Here is a 20,446-nt window from a genome sequence, read left to right as displayed (position 1 = left end):
CGCCGGCTATCTCGAGGCGGGTCGGCTATCTCGAGGCATAATCGTCGACCAGCCACTTGTCGTCGGACCGCACGACGGTGACCTTCAGCAGATTCGGCACCTCGGCGGGTTCGGGCTGCTGAATGTTCTGGGTCTTCTGCGTCGCGAATACGAGGAACTCGTAGCGTCCGGGCTTCTTGCTGGTCACCGTGGTGCCCAGCACCTCGCCCGAGGCCACCACCTGGGACTTGCTCATGATGTCGGTCAGCGTCTCCCGGACTTCCCGGTACTTGGCGCGCAGCCCCGGAGTCGCACCGCGATTCACCCCGGAGAAGAAGTGGTCGAGCCTCCGGTGGTCGTAGGTCAGCGACCGCAGGGTGTAGTCGCGGGCGACCTGGCTGGTGGCGGCGATGTCCGCCTGTTCGGCGCGGGCTGCTCGCAGGTCCGCGGCCGACGAGCGCCATCCCAGCGCGCAGAACACCAGGGCGGCCAGGAGGATCGCGCCGACGCCGCCCAGGACCCATCGACGGCCGGCGAGTGGCGGCATCGACAGCGCCGGCAGCGGGATGGTGAGTGCGCGCCGTCGCGAGGACCGCGCATCGCCGTCCTCAGCGGGTACCGGATCCGGCTCGCCGGCATCGTCGGAGCGATCGACATCCGTCACGGGACGGCCTTTCGTCGTAGCGTTCATTGTTTCCTCCGCTTCGCGGTCGGTGGGCTGGCAATCATCGCGGCGGTCTCATGACCGCGACGTGGGCGGTGCCGTCTCCCGGGAAGACCATCTTCGCCGCGCGCAGCAGCTCGGTGATGTCGACGCGGATCGGGCGGACGAGTTTCGTGTAGGGGCCGAGGATCGAGGCGATCAGCGCGAAGTCCGGGCACAGCTTCGCGCAGTAACCGGTCAGCTTGTCGATCAGCGGCCCGATCGGGTCCTTCCACACCTTCTCGCCGACGTGTGAGTACCGCTCGAACTGCGCCACGATGAACAACACGTCGGGAATCGCGGCGCCGATGGCCCCCGCGGCCCGGCTCACGAGCGGGCCGTAGCCGGCGAAGCGGTCGCCGAGCGTCTGGAGATTGCGGTAGAGCTGGCGCAGTTCGGCGGCTTTGTCGGTGAGCAGCTGGCCGAACATCGACGTGGCCCGGATGACCTTTTCGAAGTCCTGCTCCCGCCCGGCGAATCCGCCGCGCATCGTCGTGATCAACGTGTTCAGCGAATCGGCGCTGATGGCGTTGGTGAAGGCGTCCAGCTTCGCCAACGCCTCGCCGACCGTGGTCCCCGGCTTCACCTGGCTGGCCGGCACCACGGCGCCGTCGGCGAGGAACGGTGGATTGAGCGCGGCCGGCTGGAAGTCCATGTACTGCTCGCCGGCCGCGGACAGGTTCGCGACCCGCACCGTCGAGTCGACCGGGATCTTCGCGCTCGCGTCCACCGTGACGCGGACCCGCAGGCCGTCCTCGGCCTCGGCGATGGATAGGACCTTGCCGACGTGTGCGCCGCGCAGCGACACCAGCGATGTATTCATCAACCCGCCGGAGGAAGGCATCAGCACGGTCAACGTCGACGACGATTTCGCCGGGTTGTAGCCGAGTACCCCGAACGCCATGTAGACACTGCCCAGCGCCGTGATGATGGCCAGCAGCAGGAGCGTCACGGGGGCGGGGAGCTTCATCGGACCATTCCGATCGCGCGGAGGACGCCGATCATCTGATCGGCCTGCGCCGTCGCCGGCTTGTCGGTTCGGACGCGCACGTTGAGCGGTGAGCTGAAGAAGGGCACGAGTTTGTCCCGCAGCAGGCTGTTGGTCAGTTCGAGGTTCTGGGGCACGGTGTAGTCGGCGTAGGCGACGGCCAAACCCATCGGTTTGAGGATGCCGATCATGCGGCGCAACTCCGGGGTGTTGGGTTTGAGCAGCGGGGTGATGGGCTTGGTCAGGTGCGCCATGCCGAACATCAGGTCCACCACGCCGAAGAGGACATCCGCCAGCCCGGCCGTACGGGGCGGGCCGTTCTGGAGCAGGAAGTCCACGCGGCCAGCGTTCTTGCCGACGGTCGCGACGATCGACGACGACGAGGCGAGCAGACGCTCGACGACCGGGCGGCTGTCGGCCAGCTCGTGCAGGGCGGCCATCCCGAACCGGCGCAGCGAGTCGAGTTCCGCGGGTGGCGGGAACGACGCGTTGACCTCGTTGACCATCCTGGCCAGTCCCTCGGTCGGGGCACCGAGTACGAACATCGACATCGACCGCAACATGTCCTCGACGTTGTCGGCGGGGACCGTCTGGCCGATCGGAATGCGGCCGCCGTCGCGCAGCAGGGACCGCGATTCCTCCTGCGGAACACTCAGATCCACGAACAGGTCGCCCAGCAGCGACGACTGCCTGATACTCGCCTGCGTTCGCGTCGACAACTGCACGTCGCGCCGGATCTGAACGTTGATGACCGCGGTACGGCCTTCGAGCCCGATCGTGTCGACCATGCCGACTTCGACGCCGTCGACGAAGACCTTGGCCTTCTCCGGCAGGTTCAGCGCACTCGCGAACTCGATCGAGACCCGGTAGGTGTCACCGGACACCGCCGTTCCCGGCAGCGGCATGTCGATGGCCCGCACGCCGCAGCCCGTGGTCAGAAGTGCCACGAGCGTCAGCAGTATCAAGTACCGCCTCGCCTGCTTCCTCATCGTCGGCCTCCGTTGATCGAGTTGAGCAGGTCGGCCAGATCGACCGTGGTCTGCTGCCCGTTGACCGACGTCTCGAACCGCGGCGACTTGTAGGTGAACAGCAGCGCCCGCAGGATCGGGTCCACCAGGCCGGGAAGTTTGCCGATGGCGGCCGGGAGGTAGAGCAACAGGTCGACGAAGTTGTCGGCTCGCTTGAGCAACTCGTGGGCATAGGGCACCAGCGCGTCGGCGATTCCGTAGAGCTGGCGATCGTATTTCCCGATGTTGCGCACCAGCATCGGCAGGAAGTCGTTGGCGTAGGCGATCGCCTGCCCGAGCCCGTTGGTCGACCCTTGGATCAGCTTGGCAGTGTTGCTCAGGTTGTCCAGCAGCTTGTTGAAGTCGGGCCAATTCGTCACGAACATCGTGGTCAGCGATTGGAGGGAATCGACCATCCGCCGGGCCGACGTGTCGAGCACGGCCGGGTCGCCCAGCGCTTTCGACGTCGCGGCGAGGAACAGGTTGAGCTGACCGGCGTTCCCGTCGGCGATCGTCGTGGCGTTGTTCACGAACTCTTCGAGGGCCTTCGCCCCTTCACGCGCCTTGGTCGGATCGTCGGTTCCGAGGGCGGCCGACACCGTGCGGTTCAGTCCGTCGAGGGCGTCGCTGATCCCCTTGGGGGTGCGGGTGTCCTCGCGCGAGATGCACACGCCGTCGGACAGTTCCGGCCCGCGGACGTACGGTTTGGTGAATTCGACCCGGCGGTCGGTCACAATCGAACTCGCCGCGATGACGGCACCGGTGTCGGAGGGCAGTTTCAGGTCGGGCACGACGTCCATCCGCACCTCGACCGAGTCGTGCCGCTGCTCGATACCCGTCACCCGTCCAACGGTGACGCCGAGCATCGAGACGTTGTTGCCGACGTAGAGGCCGGTGGCGTCGGCGAACTGTGCGCACACGCCGCGCGACCACACGGCCAGGCTCGCCATGCCGAACGGAGCCGCGGCGGAGACGACGACCGCGCTGACCACCACCGCGACGACCGCAGCGGCGACGGCCATCGGCCAGCCCCAGAGCCGCGCGAACCGGCCGCGCGTCCGCTCGCTCAGCATCGTTGCCCCGGGCCCGGTACGCACAGCCCGCTGTTGCGTACGACGATTCGCGACTGGTCGAACAGGATGCCCTTGAATCCGAGCATCCGGCTCAGCGTCTGGATCGCCTCGGTGAGACCGGCGATCGCCTTGTCGATCTTCGAGAGGTCGGCCGTCAGCGTGCGGAACGCCTCTTCGACGTTGGAGATCGACGGTTCGATGTGGTCGCCGAAGGCCATGATCGGGCGGTGGACGAACTCGGCCAGTCGCCGCAGACTCTGGAAGGTGGTCACGATGTTCTCCCGCTGCTTGCCGAGTTTCACCGCGACCACCCCGAGGTGCCTGACGAACTCGGCCAGCAGCGCCTTGTCGTTGGCGATCGCAGCGATGTACTCGTCGGCGACCCGCCTGCCGGTGTCGAGCTGATCCGACTGCAGCGCCAGCCCCGTCATCAGATCGGTCGCGTCGGTCAGCAGATTGCGGACGGCCAGGGGCTGGCCGTCGATCGCCCGGTTCACTTCGAGAATGGTCTGGCGCAGGGTGGAACCGTCGAAGGCCCCGAAAGCCGGCGCCGCCGACTCCATCACCTGGGTCAGCTCGACCGAGTCGCTGGCCCGATGCTCGGGGATCGGCGTGTCTCCCAGCGGCCGGTCGCCGGCCGGCTTGACCGCGAGATAGTGTCCCCCGACCGGGGTCAGCAGTTTGACCTCGATCGAGGTCGCGTCGCCCAGGCTCTCCCCGGAGTCGACGGTGAACCGGGCTTTCACACGGGCCCCGTCGAGTGACACCGTGCGCACCTTTCCGACATTCACACCGGCGATCCGGACTTCGTCGCCCGGCCGCAACTGACCGGAGTTCTTCATGTAGGCGGTGTAGGTGCTCTCACCGAACGGGATGATGAAGATCAGGCCGGCGACGACCAGGCCGACGGCGGCCGCCGCCATGCCCACCAGTCCCCAGCGGACATCCGAGTTGCCGATGATCCCCAGGTCGGACAGCAGTTTCCTCATCGGCACACCACCAGACGTTGATTGCCCAGAACGAGCCGGCCGATTCCGGGGATGTCGGCCCGTCCCCTGTTGCAGTGGAACTCCGCGGGCGCGGTGGCCGTGCGAAGCGAGTTGTTGAACCCGGAGATCAGCGAGGGCAGCAGTTCGAGGGCCTGCGCGATCAGCGCGGTCGGCGGAAAGATCCGGTGCAGGAATTGGTGGAGCGGATCGTAGCTGTCGTCGTAGGCCTCCTGTAGCTGATCGAGGAGGTCGGCGCCGCGGGTCAAGGTCTCGTTGGCGGTCAGCGAGCTGGCGATGATGCCGTCGGCCCGGTTGGCGAGGTTGCCGACGATCGTGTTGAGCTGCTGGACGAACTTGCCGACCTGGGCCGACTTGCCGCCGATCTCCTGGGACACGATCGCCAGGTTGGCGATCAATATGCTCACCACCTTCTGCCGGTCGGTGGCGAGATCGGCGAGCGCACGTACGTCGCGCAGTGCCGGACCGATGCCGGAGCCGTCGCCCTGGATGACGCGCAGCAGATTCTGGCCGAGCGTGTTGAAGGCGGCGGGGTCCAGCGTGGTGAAAAGCGGCTGGAGGCCGTTGAACAGCCGGGAGACGTCGAAGCTCGGGACGGTGAGTTGCACCGGGATCGTCGAATCCGGCGGCAGCGGGGCGCCGTCCTTCTCGGCGCGGAGGAGCTCCAGGTATCGCTGCCCGACCAGGTTCTGGTAACGCACCGCCACCTTCGTGTTGTCGTAGATCGTCCGGTCGGTCGTCACGTCGAACTTGACCTTGGCGACGGTGCCGTCTAGCTCGATGTCGACGACCTTGCCGATCTGCACTCCCGACATGCGGACGTCACTGCCCGGATAGAGACCGGAGACGTCGGTGATCACCGCCGTGAAGTCGTGCTTATCCCCCTCGACCGGCGTCAGGATGCTGTTCACGATCAGCACCGCGCACACGACCACGAGTGCGGCGAACGCGCCCAGCTTCGACGCGAGTCCCAGTTTCGTCTTCATCGTCCACCTCGTCGGGCTTGCGGCAGCGCACTGACCACCTGCGGGAAATTGGTGGCGACGATGCGCAGTTGCAACTGGGGCTTCCCGGCGACTTCCGGGAACGCCGATCGGATGTTCGCGATGATCTCCGGGATCCCGTTGTAGGTCGGCGCCAGGCTGCCGATCGCGACGCTGATCGGAATGACCAGGTCGAGCGCCGTCGTGATGATCGTCGAGAAGTTCTTCTCGTGCTTGGCCACCAGGTCGCCCGCCGGATAGAGGAGCCGCTTGTTGAGTCCCCCGATCGCGCGGTTCGTCCGCTCCCGGTTCTCCTTCGGACCGAAGTACTCGGTCTGTTCGACGAGGTCGACGACGCCGGCCACGATCAACGGGGTGAGCCGCTGCACCGCACTGCCCATCTCGGCGCCCACCTCCAGGTACTTGCTCAGACTCCCCCGTTGCTCGTCGCGCAGCATGGCCGCGATCTGTAAGAAGGCGACCATGGAGCGGCCGAGGCCACGAGAGTTGTCGACCATGAGGTTGATCAGGTCCAGGACTTCCGGCGAGCTGAGTTCCCTCGCCACCTTGCCGGCGCGCGAGAACAGACCGCTGACGGTGATCTGCGACGAGTCCGCTCCGATGACCAGCAGGTCGCCGTCCCGCAGGGGAGTGCCGCCGGGCACCGGAATCAATTCGATGCCGGTCGCGCCGAACATGTTCGACGAGGTGAACCGTGCTTTCACCTGATTCGTGAGGTGGGCGGCCTGATCGGGCTCGAGGTCGAGCGCTATGCGCTGGCGTCCGTAGCCGACAGTGTCGATCGCGCGCACTCGCCCGATCGCGTACCCGTTGAGCTTGACGTCGGCGCCGGTGACCAGGCCTTCGCCGATGGTCGCGGCATCGACGGTGATCCGCCAGCGCGCGGAGAACTCGCCGCGCGCATACGCGGCCAGCACCACCACGCCGCAGACGATCACCACCAGCGTGATCAATCCGCGCAAGCGGACCGCGGCGACGCTCGGCGACCGGTGCGGGCTCTGCAACAACGGACTCGTCACGCGATCACCCCGAAATCCGAACGCCGACGTCGAGCCCCCAGAACGTCAGGGTGAGAATCATGTCCGCGATCACCACGACGATGAGGCTCGCCCGAATCGCCTGGCCGGAGGCCCGCCCGACGCCCTCGGGTCCGCCGGAGGCGTAGAACCCCTGGTAGCTGTGGACGAGCGTGATCAGCGCGACGAACACGGCAACCTTGATGACCGAGTACAGGACGTCCTCGGGGCGGATGAACGCCTCGAAATAGTGGTTGTAGGTTCCCGACGACTGGCCGTGGATCACGTTCACGACGACCGAACAGGACACGTAGCTGAGAATCAGCGTCAGCAGGTAGAGCGGGAGCGTGCTGATCAGCGCGGCGAGCACGCGGGTCGTCACGACGAACGGAATCGGCTCGACGCCCATCGCCTCGAGCGCGTCGATCTCCTCGTTGATCCGCATGGCGCCCACCTCGGCGGTGATCCGGCATCCCGCCTGAATCGCGAAGCCGACCGCGGCGATCATCGGGGCCATCTCCCGGGTGTTGGCGTAGGCCGAGACGAACCCCGTCAGCGGGCCCATGCCGACCATGTTGAGCGCGCTGAAACCCTCGATGGCGATCGAGGCGCCGACGGCCAAGCCCATGAGCACCAGCACCGAGATGGTTCCGCCGCCGATGACCAGCTTGCCGCTGCCGAAGGTGATGTCGGTCAGCACGGTCATCATCTGGCGCCGGTAGTGCGTGAGCGTGCGCGGAATCGACTTCACGATGGCCCAGTAGAAGCCCGTCTGACGGCCGAGTTCGTCCAGCGGGAACATGCTGGACCGCCATACCCGCCGGACCGCGCGGCCCGGTGCCGACTGCGCGGCGGTGGTCTCCGAGATGCTCACCATGTGCGCCTCACCCGATCCGGGCCGGTAGGAACATCGAGACCAACTGGGTGATGATGACGTTCAGGATGAAGGCGGCGATGACGCCGATGACCACGGCGGCGTTCACGGCCTGGGCGACGCCGCGTGGTCCGCTCGTTGCCTCCAGGCCGCGCTGACAGGCGACGATCACGATGACCACGCCGAAGACCACCGACTTGGCCAGGGCGACGACGAGGTCGCCCATGGTCGCGAACGCGGCGAAGGAACTCATATAGCTGCCCGGGACGCCGTCCTGGAAGACGATGGTGATCACGTAGCCGACGCCGATGCCCATGAAGATGATCAGCACGCACAGCATCGGCGCCAGCAGCAGCATGGCGATCATCCTCGGTGCGACGATGCGCCGCGCCGGGTCGATGCCCATCGTGCGCATCGCGTCGAATTCTTCACGGATCGTACGGGCGCCCAGGTCGGCGGCGATCGCCGAACCGGCCGCGCCCCCGAGGAGCAGCGCGGAGACCATGGGCGAACCCTGGCGGATCACGCCGAGTCCGCCTGCAGCGCCGGCCATCGAAGTGGCGCCCACCTGCTGGCTCAGACTGCTGACCTGCACGGTGACGATGACGCCGAACGGCACGGACACCAGGATCGCCGGCAACGCGGTCACGCGGATGATGAACCACGCCTGCGACGCGGCCTCGTGCCATTTGAACCGGCCCGAGAACATGTCGGTCACCGCGTACACCGTGGCGAGCACGAAGAGTTTCAGCGCCCGTCCGGTCGTGGCGACCGACATCATGGCCGAATCCACCGCCCACCTGATCAGGCGCTGCGGCAGGTCGGTCACGCGGCGCGGGCGCGTCGACGAGTCTGTCGAGGTCACCGTCACGCCGACACCCTCCGTCGATGAGCCATCAGCCCAGTTCCTCCACGAGTTGGGCGTCGATCACGTTGGCCGGCGCGGCTTCGGCGACGACGCCGAGGATCTGCAGCGCGACGTCGGCGGCCTGCTCGAACGGCAGCATGTGGCCGCCGGTCCGGTATTCGATCAGACGCGCCGCCGGAACGGCCTGGGCCATCGCGCGACCGTGTGCCAGGGGGAAGAACTTGTCCTTGGCTCCGGACAGGATCGTCACGCGCGCGTTTCCATACGCGGGGACGTGCGCCAAGCGCTCGTGTTCGAGGATGGAACCGACGAGCGACGCGACCGCGGGCATGTGCGCCTGTCGAGACTGGTCGAGGGTACGGCGGAGGTGATCGACACTGGGGCCGGACCCAAAGGCGAATCGGGCGAACTGCCGGAGCACGACGCGCGGGTGACGGGGAATCGACGCGCGCCGGACGACCGCCTGCATGAGCTTGATCGCCGCCGAAGCACCCGGCAGCCGGCGCACCGCGGCCGCCACGCCCCCGGGTGTGCTCGCGACGAACACCGCACCCGATACCCGTTCGGCGACCAGTTCCGGATGGCGTTGGGCCAGCGCGAGCATCGTCATCCCGCCGAGCGAGTGCCCGACGAGAACCAGCGGTCCGGACGGAACCAGCCGACGGACCACGTGGGCCAGATCGTCGGCCAGCCGCTCGAGGTCCGGTTCGTCACGGCCCGAGCCGCCGTGGCCGCGGGCGTCATAGGCGATGACCCGCACGTTGGCGGCCGCGACGAGCCGGGCCGTGACGTCCTCGAAGACCTGCGAGGTCAACGACAGCCCGTGCAGCGCGACGATCGTCGCGACGGCGTCCGCGGGTCCTTCCTCGGTCACGAACAACTCGCACCCGTCGTCCATCGGCAGGCTGTATCGACGTCGAATACCCATTGCTGCTCTCAATCCCCCGGAGACCCCAGGCTGAACGAACTTCTAGTATCTAGTACTACTGGTTGCAGTTCTATCACACGCATTCTCGTCAAGATGGCGGATTAGCAGAACTGAAACGTCAGTCGGCTACTGATCGAACTCGATCTCGACCTCGTCGGAGATGGGCACCGCCTGGCAGGCCAACGTGAGGCCCGCGGCCAGGTCGGCGTCGACCAGCGTGTCATTGCGAAGCATCCGGACGTCGCCCGAACGGATCGTGCACGCGCACGCGCTGCATGCGCCCTCCCGACACGAATACGGTGCGTCGATCCCTTTCGAGAGCAAGACATCCAGCAACGGAACGTCGCGTGGCCATGTCAGCTCGTGCTTCTTGCCGTCCACTTCGACCCGGACTTGCGCGTCGTCGCTGCCCGCGGTGATAGGCGGAATGACGATATCTGCGAATGGATCCCCCGATAGTGACTGAAAGATCTCGGTGTGAACGCGGTCTTCAGGCACTCCAGCCGCCGACAGTGCCTCACGGACCACAGTCATGAACCCGTCGGGCCCGCACAGGTAGACGTCACATTTGGCGTACGGACTGAGCCTGACCGCCAGATCCTCCCGGGTCACCACACCATCACGATCATCCAGATGGTGACGCACGACAAACCTGTCAGGGAACTCAGTCATGATCTCATGAAGTTCGGAATCGAAAATGACATCGTCCTGTGTCCTGTTGACGTACAGGAAGAAGATCGCACCGCTGCCGCCGATGAGAGTGGACTTTATAATGGACAGCAGCGGCGTCGCCCCGCTGCCTGCACCGACCAGCAGCAAATCTTGATGCAGCGACCGCGGGACGAACTTTCCCGACGGCGACAGCACGGTCAAGTGGTCGCCAGCCCGCAAGTTGTCGCAGATCCAATTCGACGCATAACCGCCCGCCACCCGTTTGACGGTGATGATCAGCTGATCGTCGAGATGCGGTGAGCTGGACAGCGAGTAGCAACGGGCCACGCCGGTCCCGTCTCGGTCCGGCCCCGGCACCCGTACGGTGAGGAACTGCCCAGGCACGTACCGGAACTTGTTCACCAGTCGATCAGGAACGTCGAGAACCACCGAGACCGCCTGCGCGGTCTCGGCGATCACTTCCAGCACCTCCAGGGTCTGAACGTGAGTGTTCACGGCCACCGTGGCGAATTCAGTGTCTGTCACAGCGAAAACCCGAGCTTCTCCCCGACGGCGAATCCGACGCGCGCGAACGGAGCCCCGACATCCTGGTAGCGCGGGCCGACGAGGCGCGGGATGGCGTCGAAAACACGTGCGTCGGGCCCGATCAGCACACGCGGCCTGTTCGCCCGCACCCCACGGAGGATCGCCCTCGCGGCCGAGGAAGGCCTGGTCACCGCGATGAGCTGAAAGCCCTTATGCGCCAACTCGGCCCGACCCATCGCGTCCACCCCTCGCGCATTGGCTACGATGTTCGTCTTGATTCCGCCTGGGTGCACGCAAGTCACACCGACCGGGTACTTCCCTATCTTCATCTCCTGGCGCAGCGACTCGGTGAATCCGCGAACGGCGAACTTCGCCGCGTTGTACGCGCTCTGCGTCGGGATCCCCATCAACCCGAACACAGACGAGACGTTGACGATGTGGGCGTCACCCGAGTCGATCAGGTGCGGCAGGAAAGCCTTGGTGCCGTAGGCGACGCCCCAGAAGTCGATGTTCATCAGCCATTCGAAATCGGCCCACGTCATGTCTTTGACCTCGGCCCCGAGCGCGACCCCGGCGTTGTTGAACAACAGGTTGGCGCGGCCGAATTCGTTGATCACATCCTCGGCGTGGGTGTACACGGCGTCCTTGTCGGCCACGTCGAGCGTGTAGGGAATGGCCTTCACCCCGGCCTTCTCGCACAGCGCCGCCGTTTCGGCGACGGCGGCCGTGTCGATGTCGGAGAGCGCCAGCGCCGAGCCGTCGTCGGCCAGGCGCAGGGCGAGGCTGCGGCCGATCCCCGAGCCGGCGCCGGTGATAACGGCGACCTTGTTCCGGAAGTTCTTCATAGTCGTTTTTCCTCTCGTGGATTTCCGCGTCACGCGCCGACGGCCGCGACACCGCGCGGGTCGGACGCCGGGGTCGGAGTCGAGCCCGGCCGGGCCAGGAACTCGTACTCCTGAGGCCGCACGCGGCGCGTGCTGAGCCAGTACCGCCAGGTGTAGCCGGGCCACAGCGTGCGGTTGTTGCCGTGTTCGTCGAGGTACCAGCTCTGGCAACCGCCGGTGTTCCAGACCGATCCGGCCAGCCGCCGCTGCAAGTCCTCGTTGTAGGCGCTCTGGACTTCCGACCGGGGCATGATCGCGTCGACGCCCCGCTGGTCGACCATGCGGATCGCATCGCGCACGTAGTGGATCTGCGACTCGATCATGAAGACGATCGAGGTGTGGCCGAGCCCGGTGTTGGGGCCGAGCAGGAAGAACGCGTTGGGCATGTCGGCGACGGTGATGCCGCGGTGGGCCATCGGACCCTCCTCGCGGAACCGCGCGATCAGGTCGGCACCGCCCTTGCCCTTGATGGACAGCGACTCGAACGAGTCGGTCACATGGAATCCGGTGCCGTAGATGATGACGTCGGCCGGGCGCTCACGACCGTCGGCGGTGACCAGGCCGTCGGCGGTGGCACCGGTGATCGAGTCGGTGATCACCTCCGACTTCGCCAGATTCAGCGCCTGGTAGTAGGTGTTCGAGCCCAGCAGCCGCTTGCAGCCGGGCCGATAGTCGGGCGTGAGCTTGGCCCGCAGTTCCTTGTCGTCGATCTGGCGCCTGATGTGAGCCTTGCCGATGAGTTCGACCGTCTTGAGCAGCGCCGGTCGGTTGTTGAGTGCGTAGGCCCCCGCCTCGGCGCCCCAGTACATGCCCGACCGGAACACTCGCCGCAGACCGGGGATGCGCGCGAACGCCCGCTGGGCGGCCGCCGGGATGTTCACGTTCTCCCGCGGCAGGACCCACGCCGGCGTGCGCTGGTAGAGCTGGAGCTCGTCGACTTTGTCGACGATCTCCGGAACGAACTGGATCGCGCTGGCCCCGGTACCGATCACCGCGACCTTCTTGCCGGTGAGGTCCACCGAATGATCCCACTGCGCGGAGTGGAAGGCGTGGCCGCCAAAGTTCTCGATGCCGTCGATCTCCGGGATGCTCGGGATGTGCAGCGCCCCGATGGCCGAGACGACGAACTGCGCGACGTACTCCTGCCCGTCGGCGGTCCAGAGGTGCCAGCGCATCTCGTCCTCGTCCCAGTAGCCCCGCTCGGCCACCTGGTGGAACCGCAGATGCGGACCGAGACCGTACTTGTCGCTGACCTCTTTGAGGTAGTTGAAGATCTCCGGCTGGTAGGACCACAGCCGCTCCCAATTCGACCGGGGTTCGAACGAGTAGGAGTACAGGTGCGTCGGCACGTCGCAGGCAGCACCCGGGTAGGTGTTGTCGCGCCAGGTGCCTCCCACGTCGCCGGCCTTTTCCAGGATGACGAAATCGTCGCGCCCGTCCTTCTTGAGGGCGATGCCCATTCCGAGCCCCGAGAAGCCCGATCCGATGATCACGACTCCCGTCTTGATCGGCGGCCGGTGGTCGGCCTCCTCGGCCGACTTCTTCTTCGATCGGCTGGCTGTCTTCGTTGCCATGATTTCGCTTTCTGGGTTGAGGGCTTGTCGTTAGGGTTGTGGGATCGATCGACCCGAGCGCCCGCACGGTCGCGGCGCCCTCGGATGCGTGTTCGTTCTGGTGACGGTTTCGGTTCCTATGCCGAGACGGCCGACGGTCGCGCCGCCTCGAACTGGGCGGCGTTGACCGCTGCGACGACCTCGCGAACGACGTCGGTCGCCCGCTCGATCGGGATCATGTGCCCGGCTCGCGGCGATTCGATGTAGAGCGATCCCGGGATCGCCTCGGCGATGCGGCGGCCGTGCCGCGCCGGGGTCAGGTGATCGTTGGTACCGGCGAACACCACCGAGTGCTTCGCGGCGAACGCCGGGAGAACGTCGGCGCGGTCGTGCAAGAGCAGGGCCTGGCCGAGTTCGGCATAGGTGCCGCGGTCCACGCTGCGCATGGCCGCGATCGTCGAGTCGAGGTCGCGGCGGCGCGCGACGCCGCCGAACAGGCCGAAGCGCAGACCGAGCCGGGTGAGCGGGTTGGACCGCATCATCGACGGCGAACTCATCCGAAGCACCGTCGGCGCGGCGGCGATGAACCCCGGGATCCGCTTGACCGGATCCCACAGACGGCCCGCCGAGGTCGCGACGAAGAGGCAGCCGGTGACGCGGTCGTTCAGCAGATGCGGCCACTGCTGCGCGAACGCCATCAGCATCATCCCGCCCAGCGAGTGACCGACGAGGACGATGTCGCCGGTCGGCGCGCACGCGTCGATGACGCACGCCAGATCGGCGGCGAGCCGCTCGATGGTCGCGCTTCCCGGTTCGCCCGCGCCCGAGTGACCGTGACCGCGCATGTCGTAGCGGATCAGCGAGACCGAGTCGCCCAGCACGCCGAGCGTGCCCGCGGTGACATCGGTCCACAACGTCGAATCGAGGGTCCAGCCGTGGCAGAAGATCACCGACGTGCCCGCGCCGGGCGCACCATCCGTGACGACCGACAGGTTCACACCGTCGTCGGTCGTCACCAGTCGGCGGCTCACGCAGCGACCGCCTTCGACTTCTTGCCCTTCAGCTCGTCGACGACATCCTGGGGCAATGCCCTGGCCAGCCGGAGGATGCGGGTGCTCACCGCGCCTCTGACGAAACCCGCCTCGTGGCAGAAGCGAAGCAGCGGCTCCCCCGAGTACACCGCGTTCTCGCGGTATCGCGGGCTGAACTGGTTCGCGAGCAATCCGCGCACCGCCCCTATGCCCACTGAACGGTACACCTTCGGGTTGACCAACGCGGGCATCACGCCGAGTACCATCACGGCGAACGCACCCCGGTGCAGCGCGTTGTACATCTTGCCGTGAGCCGCTATCGCGCGCACCATCTCCTCACGCGCGTACGTGATGTGCCTGGCCTCTTCGAGAACATGGATCTTCATCAGCTGACGTAGATGGGGTTGCAGGGTCTCGTCGGCCATCCCCTCGCGCTGCATCCGGTCCAGGATCTCCTCAATGAGAAGTGTGCCGGCGTAAGAAGCCGGTCCCACCGGCGCGAACGCCACCAGTCGAATGAGCTTGTTCAAGCCGCGCGGGTACTTGTACGGCTCGAGGCCGGTCTTGTTCACCATCCGGCTGAACATCGTCGAGTGCCTCGTCTCTTCCCCCACCTCGGCCAGTGCGTACCGGCAATGGTCATCGACCATGACGCGGCTCTGCAGCACCGAACGCATCAGCATCAGCGACAGCCCGACTTCGGCATACAAGCCAAAGCTGAGCACCGCCACCGTCTCGTTCTTGCCAAGTTCGTGACGCTGTTCCGGACTCAGCTTGTCCCACAACTTGGTGCCATAGAGCGTCTGGCGGTGCTCCATGATCCAATCCTTGTCCGGTGCGAGGGGCCGGTCCCAGTCGATGTCGAGTTCCGGGTTGTACGCCCGGTCCGCAGTCGAACGCAACAGCCGTTGAGCAGTCTTCTGGCGATCCCCGACCACCCGGCTATTGGTGGTCGAAACGCCCACCTCGTTCACGGCCTTGGCCATCGAGTGTTCGATTGTCATAACCATCCTAACTACTAGTATCTGGTACTCCTAGTACCAGGGTGATCCACTTCACTGCGATTGTCAAGGTCAATCCGAATCTTCGCGGGCGGACGTTCCCCATCGACCAGCGACCGATCCGCCGGCCTCCGATCTACCGGGCCGATGGCCGCGGCGGCTCGGCCGTTTGACCGGCCCGCGCCCGCTTCATCTCGGCACGATATCCAGCCAGAGCTTCCGGCGAGTAGTGCGTTCGCCACGCGACTTTGCCGTATCTCGATCTCAACTCGACGTATCGTTCTATCCATCCACCGGACCAATGCCGGGGAATAGTCCGCCATACTGCGTGGTGAAGACCCAACGCCAAACGGTCGATGCGCCTGGTATGTAATCCCATAGCGCGGCTGAGAGGATCAGTATTGGCGAGCAGGAGTCCGATCCACGCAATGTGACGTACGGGCCAGCCCACGACACGTACGAGCGGCCGAGAAATTTTCGGGAATGCACGGAAGCCGGACGGCCGGCTTCGTTGTGAAAGCAAGTAAGCGGTGGCCTCGGCAGCACCGGGATCCACCGATTCCATCCATTTGTTGTCGCGATAGTCGATCAGTTCCTGATAGGTAGCAGGAAGCGTGTCCGCGCCGAACAGGACACCCACGGCGCGCATGCCGGCGTACGCCTCTTCTCTGAAGGAGTCGGACGGCCAGCCACGTAGTTGCCCGTATACTTCCATAAGCGGAAGAACGATTGCCACCCATGTCCAATTCCACAGTTCGGTCTCCCACGCGTGGTAATTGACGCCGTCATCGAGCTGCCCGTGAATGAACCGGTGAAGTTCGCGAATCGACGCAGCAATATCCTCGCGCTCAGCGTCGAGAAACACCACCCCAAGCACCATGTCAATGGTGTCTTTGGCCCGACCCACCACGTCCTCGAGTCGCACCTGATCGCGAACCGACACCTTGCCTATCCGGTCGTGATCGTCGACCCCTTTCCCACCCTTCGCGCTGAGCACCGGATACACGAACGAGGGAAATGCTGCGTATAGAATGCAAGCATCACCGAGCATCGTCCGGGTTGGGCTATCCCGTGCCAGCAATACATCGAGCTCGGGCATACCCATCGCTAGGCTTGTGCGCCCGTAATCGGACACACCGTCACCTCGGCTGGCGCGCCGGATACCGTTTCTCTTTCGATAACTCGAGGCGATCCGTCATCGGGAAAATCCTCTGCTTCCGGAGCGCGCATCCGCGCCGCTCGTTCTCGGTCTTCCGATCCTTTGGCCCGAAAGCAAGGCACTTCGTCAGCTGGCTTCCGGTCGGTGACCACGACCTGCATTCCGAGTGCTGGACGGCTGAAGGCGGCGAATGCCAGGTATGCCCGTTCCGCGCGACCATGGTGCCGCAGTTCCAGGCGACCGAAGATACGGTGCAGAACAATACTCGCCTCAAGCTGATAGAAGCTTATTCCAGGGCACCGATGCTTACCCGTCCCAAACGCCATGAATCCGTATCTGTCCGGCGCTTTGTCAAGGAATCGCTCAGGGAGAAATCGCGTCGGCTCTGGGTACGCTTCGGGGTCGTGATGGATTGCCGCGGGCATTGCCTGTACCCAGGTACCCTGATGAATTCTCCGACCGCCGACGACTACGTCCTTTCGAGGGATCACCGGGACACCCCACACTGGAGGATGCAACCTGAGACCTTCGTTATTCGCGGCGATAGCATAGCTGTCAGTGGCAGCGGCCAGCGCCTCTTCGCGTACCAATGCGAGCTTGTCAGGGTTCTTCAGGAGGAGGTCGATCGTGAAGCTATATCCCGTGACGGAGGTCTCATGACCCGCGATGAGTAGCGTACGGAACGCGTCCCGCAGTATCTCCGGTGTCCACATCTCGGGGGCCGCATCGGCCTTCGCAACAATTCGTGCACCGGGGCAATCGATCGTCGGATCGGCCCGAAACCGTGCGATCTGACGCGCTATCAGCGCGTCCATCCTTTCTATCGGACCTTGAATCCTCCTGGCTCGTCTACGCGGGAGGTGCTCCCGATCTTTGCGGAAGTACTGATAGAAGAGCGCCAACGGAAAGTACGTGAGAAGCGTCCGGATAGACGCGTTCCGTCCATTCATAAGATCGGACAGGGCACTGATTCCACTGTCAATTTCCTCGCGGTCCTCGTCCTCCAACCCGAAGATCACCCGCAAGATGACCTCTCGTGTGAACTGATAGAACATCTCCTGAAGCGACACTGGAGTATTGAGTGGCAGTTCATCGAGATGGCGATCCAGAACCTGGATACTGACTTCGCGGTATCGCTCGACGGCAGCTTGGGTCAACTCAGGCGTCATTGCTCGCCGAACAGCGGCATGCTCTTTGCCTTGCAGAATGAAGGGCGTATTGGGACCAAGAAAGAACCTCAGAAAGGGGTCTTTTCCGATTTCGAAGTCCGCATCCTCGGTGGACAGCCCATACAGCTCCCGGCATAGCTGCGGAGTGTTGAGTGTGAGGAACTCCAGATTATGACCGGGTATGATCCAGTCCATCAGGAATGTCGCCCGCTTGGGTAGATTCGGGTTGGCGATACGGAATCCCTCTCCGTGGCGGCGAAGGTTCGCGCTGAGACGGTCAGAGTCGTTTATCGAGACCTTGTTCTGTACGGCAGCAACAAAGCCCAAGTACTCACGGAGTACCCCCCACTTACGCAGGGAGGGCAGCTTCGGGAATGGCTCGACCGATTCCGGCGCGACAGCGGTATCTCGGTTGTTCGTGGTTGCAGTCATGTTACTGATGGTATCAGGTACCTATGGTCGGTGTATTGGAATCGAAGCGAAGGATCTCGAGGAGTGTCACAGTGGCCGAGCGGCGCGCTGAGACCCGGTGGACCGGAAGATGTCGTAGGCAACTCTCAATCTTCCAAGAGTGCAGAAAGCATCGATGTAGGCCACACCTTTCCCCGGCGAAGCAGAAGCCTCTCGGTCGAGGTTCGAAATAAGCCGGCTTCGCGAGCGTGAGAGACGAATGAGTCGGTCAACGCGCGGGCGCGCATACGGTACTGATCGCCCGCCCTGGCAATGCCCAAGCCCCGCCGTGGTGACACCCCGATCGGCGGGTACACCGCCCCGTTCAGCACCCACGGATAAAGACGAGAGGCCAAGAAGGCCAGAACGTGCCCACCGACCAGCTTGGACAGTCGGCCCGAACTTGCCACCGTGTGGTAGAAATCGTTCGCCGAGTACTCGATATGCCTCTGATCAGCCATCTCGTGAATTCTCATCGTCTGCCGCACATGCGGTTGCAGTGAACTGTCGGCGGCCATCGCCGCCGCGTAACTGTGCACGGCCTCCTGCAGCATCAGGATGAGGCCGTTGGTGATGATGCCGGAGGGGACGAACATGATGAATTCGGAGAGAAGCCAGCCTTCGACGTAGCTGCGGTTGATGCTCAGACCGGTCTTGTTGACGACCCGGGAGAACATCGAACTGTTGCGTGTCTCCTCCTGGATCGCTTTGAGTGTGTACCGGGTGACGTCGCCCATAAGATCGCCGCTCTCGGCGATCGACCGGAACATCAGCATGGTCATCGCCGCTTCCGCGCGCATGCCGAACGTCAGCACGTTGACCAGCTCGTGCCGGCCGAGCTCTTTGCGCTGCGCCGCGGTCAGCCGCTTCCACTCCGGCGAGCCGTACAGCGAGGACAGCCGCATCGGGAACCATTCGAGATCCGGCGACGTCGGCGCGTCCCAGTTCACGTCGAGATCGCCGCTGTAAGCCTCCTCTGCAGCGGCCATCAGTAGTCGTTGTGCCGTGCTTTGCCGCTCGGAAATACGGCTGCGATACTTGGCCGGCTTCCCTTCGACGGTCAACGGCACGCGATCGGCGCCGTCTACTGACTCACCCATGAGAGATCTCCTTTTCCTTCGTCTGGACGGTTTCGAATGTGGCCGGGATGCCCGGACGGATCGGGTCGTCGGCGAGCCGCTCGACGCGAAGGTCGACACCGGCGTCCCGCAGTCGCCGGGTCAGGGGATCGGCCATGGCCACGGCCGGGGTCAGCACGCCGCCCGCGGCTCCCTCGTCGCGGTCGAGCGCGAGGGCATAGGCGGCCCGCGACAGGATCACGGCGGTCGCTGCGTAGCCGGGGTCTCCCCGCATCGCGAACGTCGCCCGGTAGCGCGCACCCTTCGTCGTCCGCGTGTAGGTCTCGAAGGTGAAGTGCCCCTTGGCTCGCGCGCGGGCACTCGGACCCGACCCGCGCTTGGGGGCGAAGGCGTCGAGAACCGCGGGCGGTACCAGTTTCAGCAGGGGGACGGTGCGGTACATCGTCGAAGACAGCCCCGCGGCCATGACCGCGGCCGGTATCGCGCCCAGCGGTCCGCCCGGCATGGCCATCACCTCCGAGTAGGCGAAGCGGCGGCCGTAGGACCAGTCGGTCAGCGTGTTGCTGCGCCGCACCACGCGCGCGTTGTGGGGCGCCATGAAGAATCCGCCGGCCCAGCCGCGAAGGCCCGGATCGATCTCGGGCAGCCGGACCAGACGCCCGTCGGACTGCGGACCGAGGTTGGGTTCGTCGTCACGACGGTGGCTGTGCGTGTACGGGTCGCGGGCCGCTCGGCGCGCGGACGGATCGGCCGCCATCGTCCGACCGTGGGCGAGACCCGAGGCCGCCGTCCCCCCGCTGATCCCGCCCCGGATGCGGCGCACGACCAGCGTGGTGTCGGTCAGCTCGCCCTCGTCGTCGGCTTGGGCGGCGTCGTGCAGCAGGGCGACCAGCAGATCCGACGGGACGGAATCGAACCCGCAGCTATGGACGATGCGCGCGCCGCTGACGCGGGCGGGTTCATCGAAGCGAGCGATGCTGTCGCGCACGAACAACGGCTCACCGGTCAGATCCGCGTAGTCGGTTCCGGCGTCGGCGCAGGCGCGGACCACGTCGGCGCCGTGCTCCGTGTACGGGCCGACCGTGGTGACCACCACCGCTGTCGACTCGGCCATCGCGGTGACGCTGTCAGCCTGCTCGACGTCGACGAGCATCGTGTCGAATCGCGCGCCGTCGCTCCCGCATCGCTGCACGACGTCGTCGAGGCGGCGCTGGTCGCGTCCCGCGAGGGCGATCCGCGTTCCGGGCGGAGCGGTCCGCGCCATCTCCTGTGCCGTCAGTCCGCCCACATACCCGGTCGCACCGAGCAGCACGATGTCGTACTTCCGGCCCGCTCGCTCGCGCTCATTCACCACGCCGATACCTGTTTCCCGTTTGGTGACCCGTGTCACGTAAGTAACTTGTACTATGAGTACCGTATACCGGAGTTTGCAGATAGGGAACCGAAACCGGGAAAGTTTGCGCCCGATCGCGCATA

The 20,446-nt window shown here is 65.3% G+C and carries 19 protein-coding genes; all 19 read right to left on the bottom strand.

Annotated elements, in window-relative coordinates:
• Positions 1-25: 25 nt before the first annotated feature.
• The 19 genes from GOARA_RS00550 to GOARA_RS00460 all read right to left on the bottom strand — a co-directional run bounded on the left by GOARA_RS00550 (position 26) and on the right by GOARA_RS00460 (position 20,360).
• A complete protein-coding gene (locus GOARA_RS00550; RefSeq protein ID WP_007320321.1) occupies positions 26-643 on the bottom strand; it encodes a hypothetical protein in 618 nt (205 codons plus the stop codon).
• 61 nt (positions 644-704) lie between these two features.
• On the bottom strand, positions 705-1,652 hold the full coding sequence (locus tag GOARA_RS00545; protein ID WP_007320320.1) for an MlaD family protein: 948 nt from the start codon (positions 1,650-1,652) through the stop codon (positions 705-707).
• The gene (locus GOARA_RS00540; protein ID WP_007320319.1) at positions 1,649-2,659 is read right to left on the bottom strand and encodes an MlaD family protein; all 1,011 of its coding nucleotides are present in this window, start codon (positions 2,657-2,659) and stop codon (positions 1,649-1,651) included. The genes GOARA_RS00545 and GOARA_RS00540 overlap by 4 nt, the downstream gene beginning before the upstream one ends.
• Positions 2,656-3,750, bottom strand: a complete 1,095-nt coding sequence (locus GOARA_RS00535) for an MCE family protein (protein ID WP_007320318.1) — start codon at positions 3,748-3,750, stop codon at positions 2,656-2,658. The genes GOARA_RS00540 and GOARA_RS00535 overlap by 4 nt, the downstream gene beginning before the upstream one ends.
• Complete coding sequence (locus GOARA_RS00530) at positions 3,744-4,739, bottom strand: MlaD family protein (protein ID WP_007320317.1); 996 nt, start codon at positions 4,737-4,739, stop codon at positions 3,744-3,746. Before GOARA_RS00530 ends, GOARA_RS00535 begins: the two co-directional genes overlap by 7 nt.
• Positions 4,736-5,743 carry an MCE family protein gene (locus GOARA_RS00525; RefSeq protein ID WP_007320316.1) on the bottom strand — a complete coding sequence of 336 codons (1,008 nt, stop codon included), beginning with the start codon at positions 5,741-5,743 and terminating at the stop codon, positions 4,736-4,738. The genes GOARA_RS00530 and GOARA_RS00525 overlap by 4 nt, the downstream gene beginning before the upstream one ends.
• Positions 5,740-6,780, bottom strand: a complete 1,041-nt coding sequence (locus GOARA_RS00520; protein WP_007320315.1) for an MlaD family protein — start codon at positions 6,778-6,780, stop codon at positions 5,740-5,742. Before GOARA_RS00520 ends, GOARA_RS00525 begins: the two co-directional genes overlap by 4 nt.
• Before the next feature lie 4 nt (positions 6,781-6,784).
• A complete protein-coding gene (locus GOARA_RS00515) occupies positions 6,785-7,654 on the bottom strand; it encodes an MlaE family ABC transporter permease (RefSeq protein ID WP_007320314.1) in 870 nt (289 codons plus the stop codon).
• Between the two features lie 7 nt (positions 7,655-7,661).
• Positions 7,662-8,522 (bottom strand): ABC transporter permease, encoded by an 861-nt coding sequence (locus GOARA_RS00510; RefSeq protein ID WP_007320313.1) that lies wholly within the window; start codon positions 8,520-8,522, stop codon positions 7,662-7,664.
• Positions 8,523-8,547: 25 nt separating this feature from the next.
• Positions 8,548-9,447 carry an alpha/beta fold hydrolase gene (locus GOARA_RS00505; RefSeq protein ID WP_083834727.1) on the bottom strand — a complete coding sequence of 300 codons (900 nt, stop codon included), beginning with the start codon at positions 9,445-9,447 and terminating at the stop codon, positions 8,548-8,550.
• A 126-nt stretch (positions 9,448-9,573) separates the two neighbouring features.
• Positions 9,574-10,644: a ferredoxin--NADP reductase gene (locus tag GOARA_RS00500; RefSeq protein WP_007320311.1), complete on the bottom strand. Its 1,071-nt coding sequence runs from the start codon at positions 10,642-10,644 to the stop codon at positions 9,574-9,576.
• Entirely contained in the window at positions 10,641-11,489 is an 849-nt protein-coding gene (locus GOARA_RS00495) for an SDR family NAD(P)-dependent oxidoreductase (RefSeq protein ID WP_007320310.1), read from the bottom strand. The genes GOARA_RS00500 and GOARA_RS00495 overlap by 4 nt, the downstream gene beginning before the upstream one ends.
• 29 nt (positions 11,490-11,518) lie before the next feature.
• The gene (locus tag GOARA_RS00490) at positions 11,519-13,102 is read right to left on the bottom strand and encodes a flavin-containing monooxygenase (protein WP_007320309.1); all 1,584 of its coding nucleotides are present in this window, start codon (positions 13,100-13,102) and stop codon (positions 11,519-11,521) included.
• A 116-nt stretch (positions 13,103-13,218) separates the two neighbouring features.
• Positions 13,219-14,112, bottom strand: coding sequence for an alpha/beta fold hydrolase (locus GOARA_RS00485; protein WP_007320308.1), 894 nt, complete (start codon positions 14,110-14,112; stop codon positions 13,219-13,221).
• Entirely contained in the window at positions 14,109-15,098 is a 990-nt protein-coding gene (locus tag GOARA_RS00480; RefSeq protein WP_245548321.1) for an AurF N-oxygenase family protein, read from the bottom strand. The genes GOARA_RS00485 and GOARA_RS00480 overlap by 4 nt, the downstream gene beginning before the upstream one ends.
• Before the next feature lie 151 nt (positions 15,099-15,249).
• On the bottom strand, positions 15,250-16,212 hold the full coding sequence (locus GOARA_RS00475; RefSeq protein WP_170317430.1) for an oxygenase MpaB family protein: 963 nt from the start codon (positions 16,210-16,212) through the stop codon (positions 15,250-15,252).
• A gap of 8 nt (positions 16,213-16,220) precedes the next feature.
• Positions 16,221-17,873 (bottom strand): cytochrome P450, encoded by a 1,653-nt coding sequence (locus GOARA_RS00470; RefSeq protein WP_007320305.1) that lies wholly within the window; start codon positions 17,871-17,873, stop codon positions 16,221-16,223.
• A gap of 125 nt (positions 17,874-17,998) precedes the next feature.
• Complete coding sequence (locus tag GOARA_RS00465; RefSeq protein WP_007320304.1) at positions 17,999-18,991, bottom strand: diiron oxygenase; 993 nt, start codon at positions 18,989-18,991, stop codon at positions 17,999-18,001.
• Positions 18,984-20,360 (bottom strand): saccharopine dehydrogenase family protein, encoded by a 1,377-nt coding sequence (locus GOARA_RS00460; protein ID WP_007320303.1) that lies wholly within the window; start codon positions 20,358-20,360, stop codon positions 18,984-18,986. Before GOARA_RS00460 ends, GOARA_RS00465 begins: the two co-directional genes overlap by 8 nt.
• Positions 20,361-20,446: the final 86 nt, after the last annotated feature.

Origin of the sequence: Gordonia araii NBRC 100433 (assembly GCF_000241265.1) — a bacterium.
Taxonomy (GTDB): domain Bacteria; phylum Actinomycetota; class Actinomycetes; order Mycobacteriales; family Mycobacteriaceae; genus Gordonia; species Gordonia araii.
The sequence above is the reverse complement of the archived record's forward strand: the minus strand, read 5'-3'. Positions and strand labels throughout refer to the sequence as shown.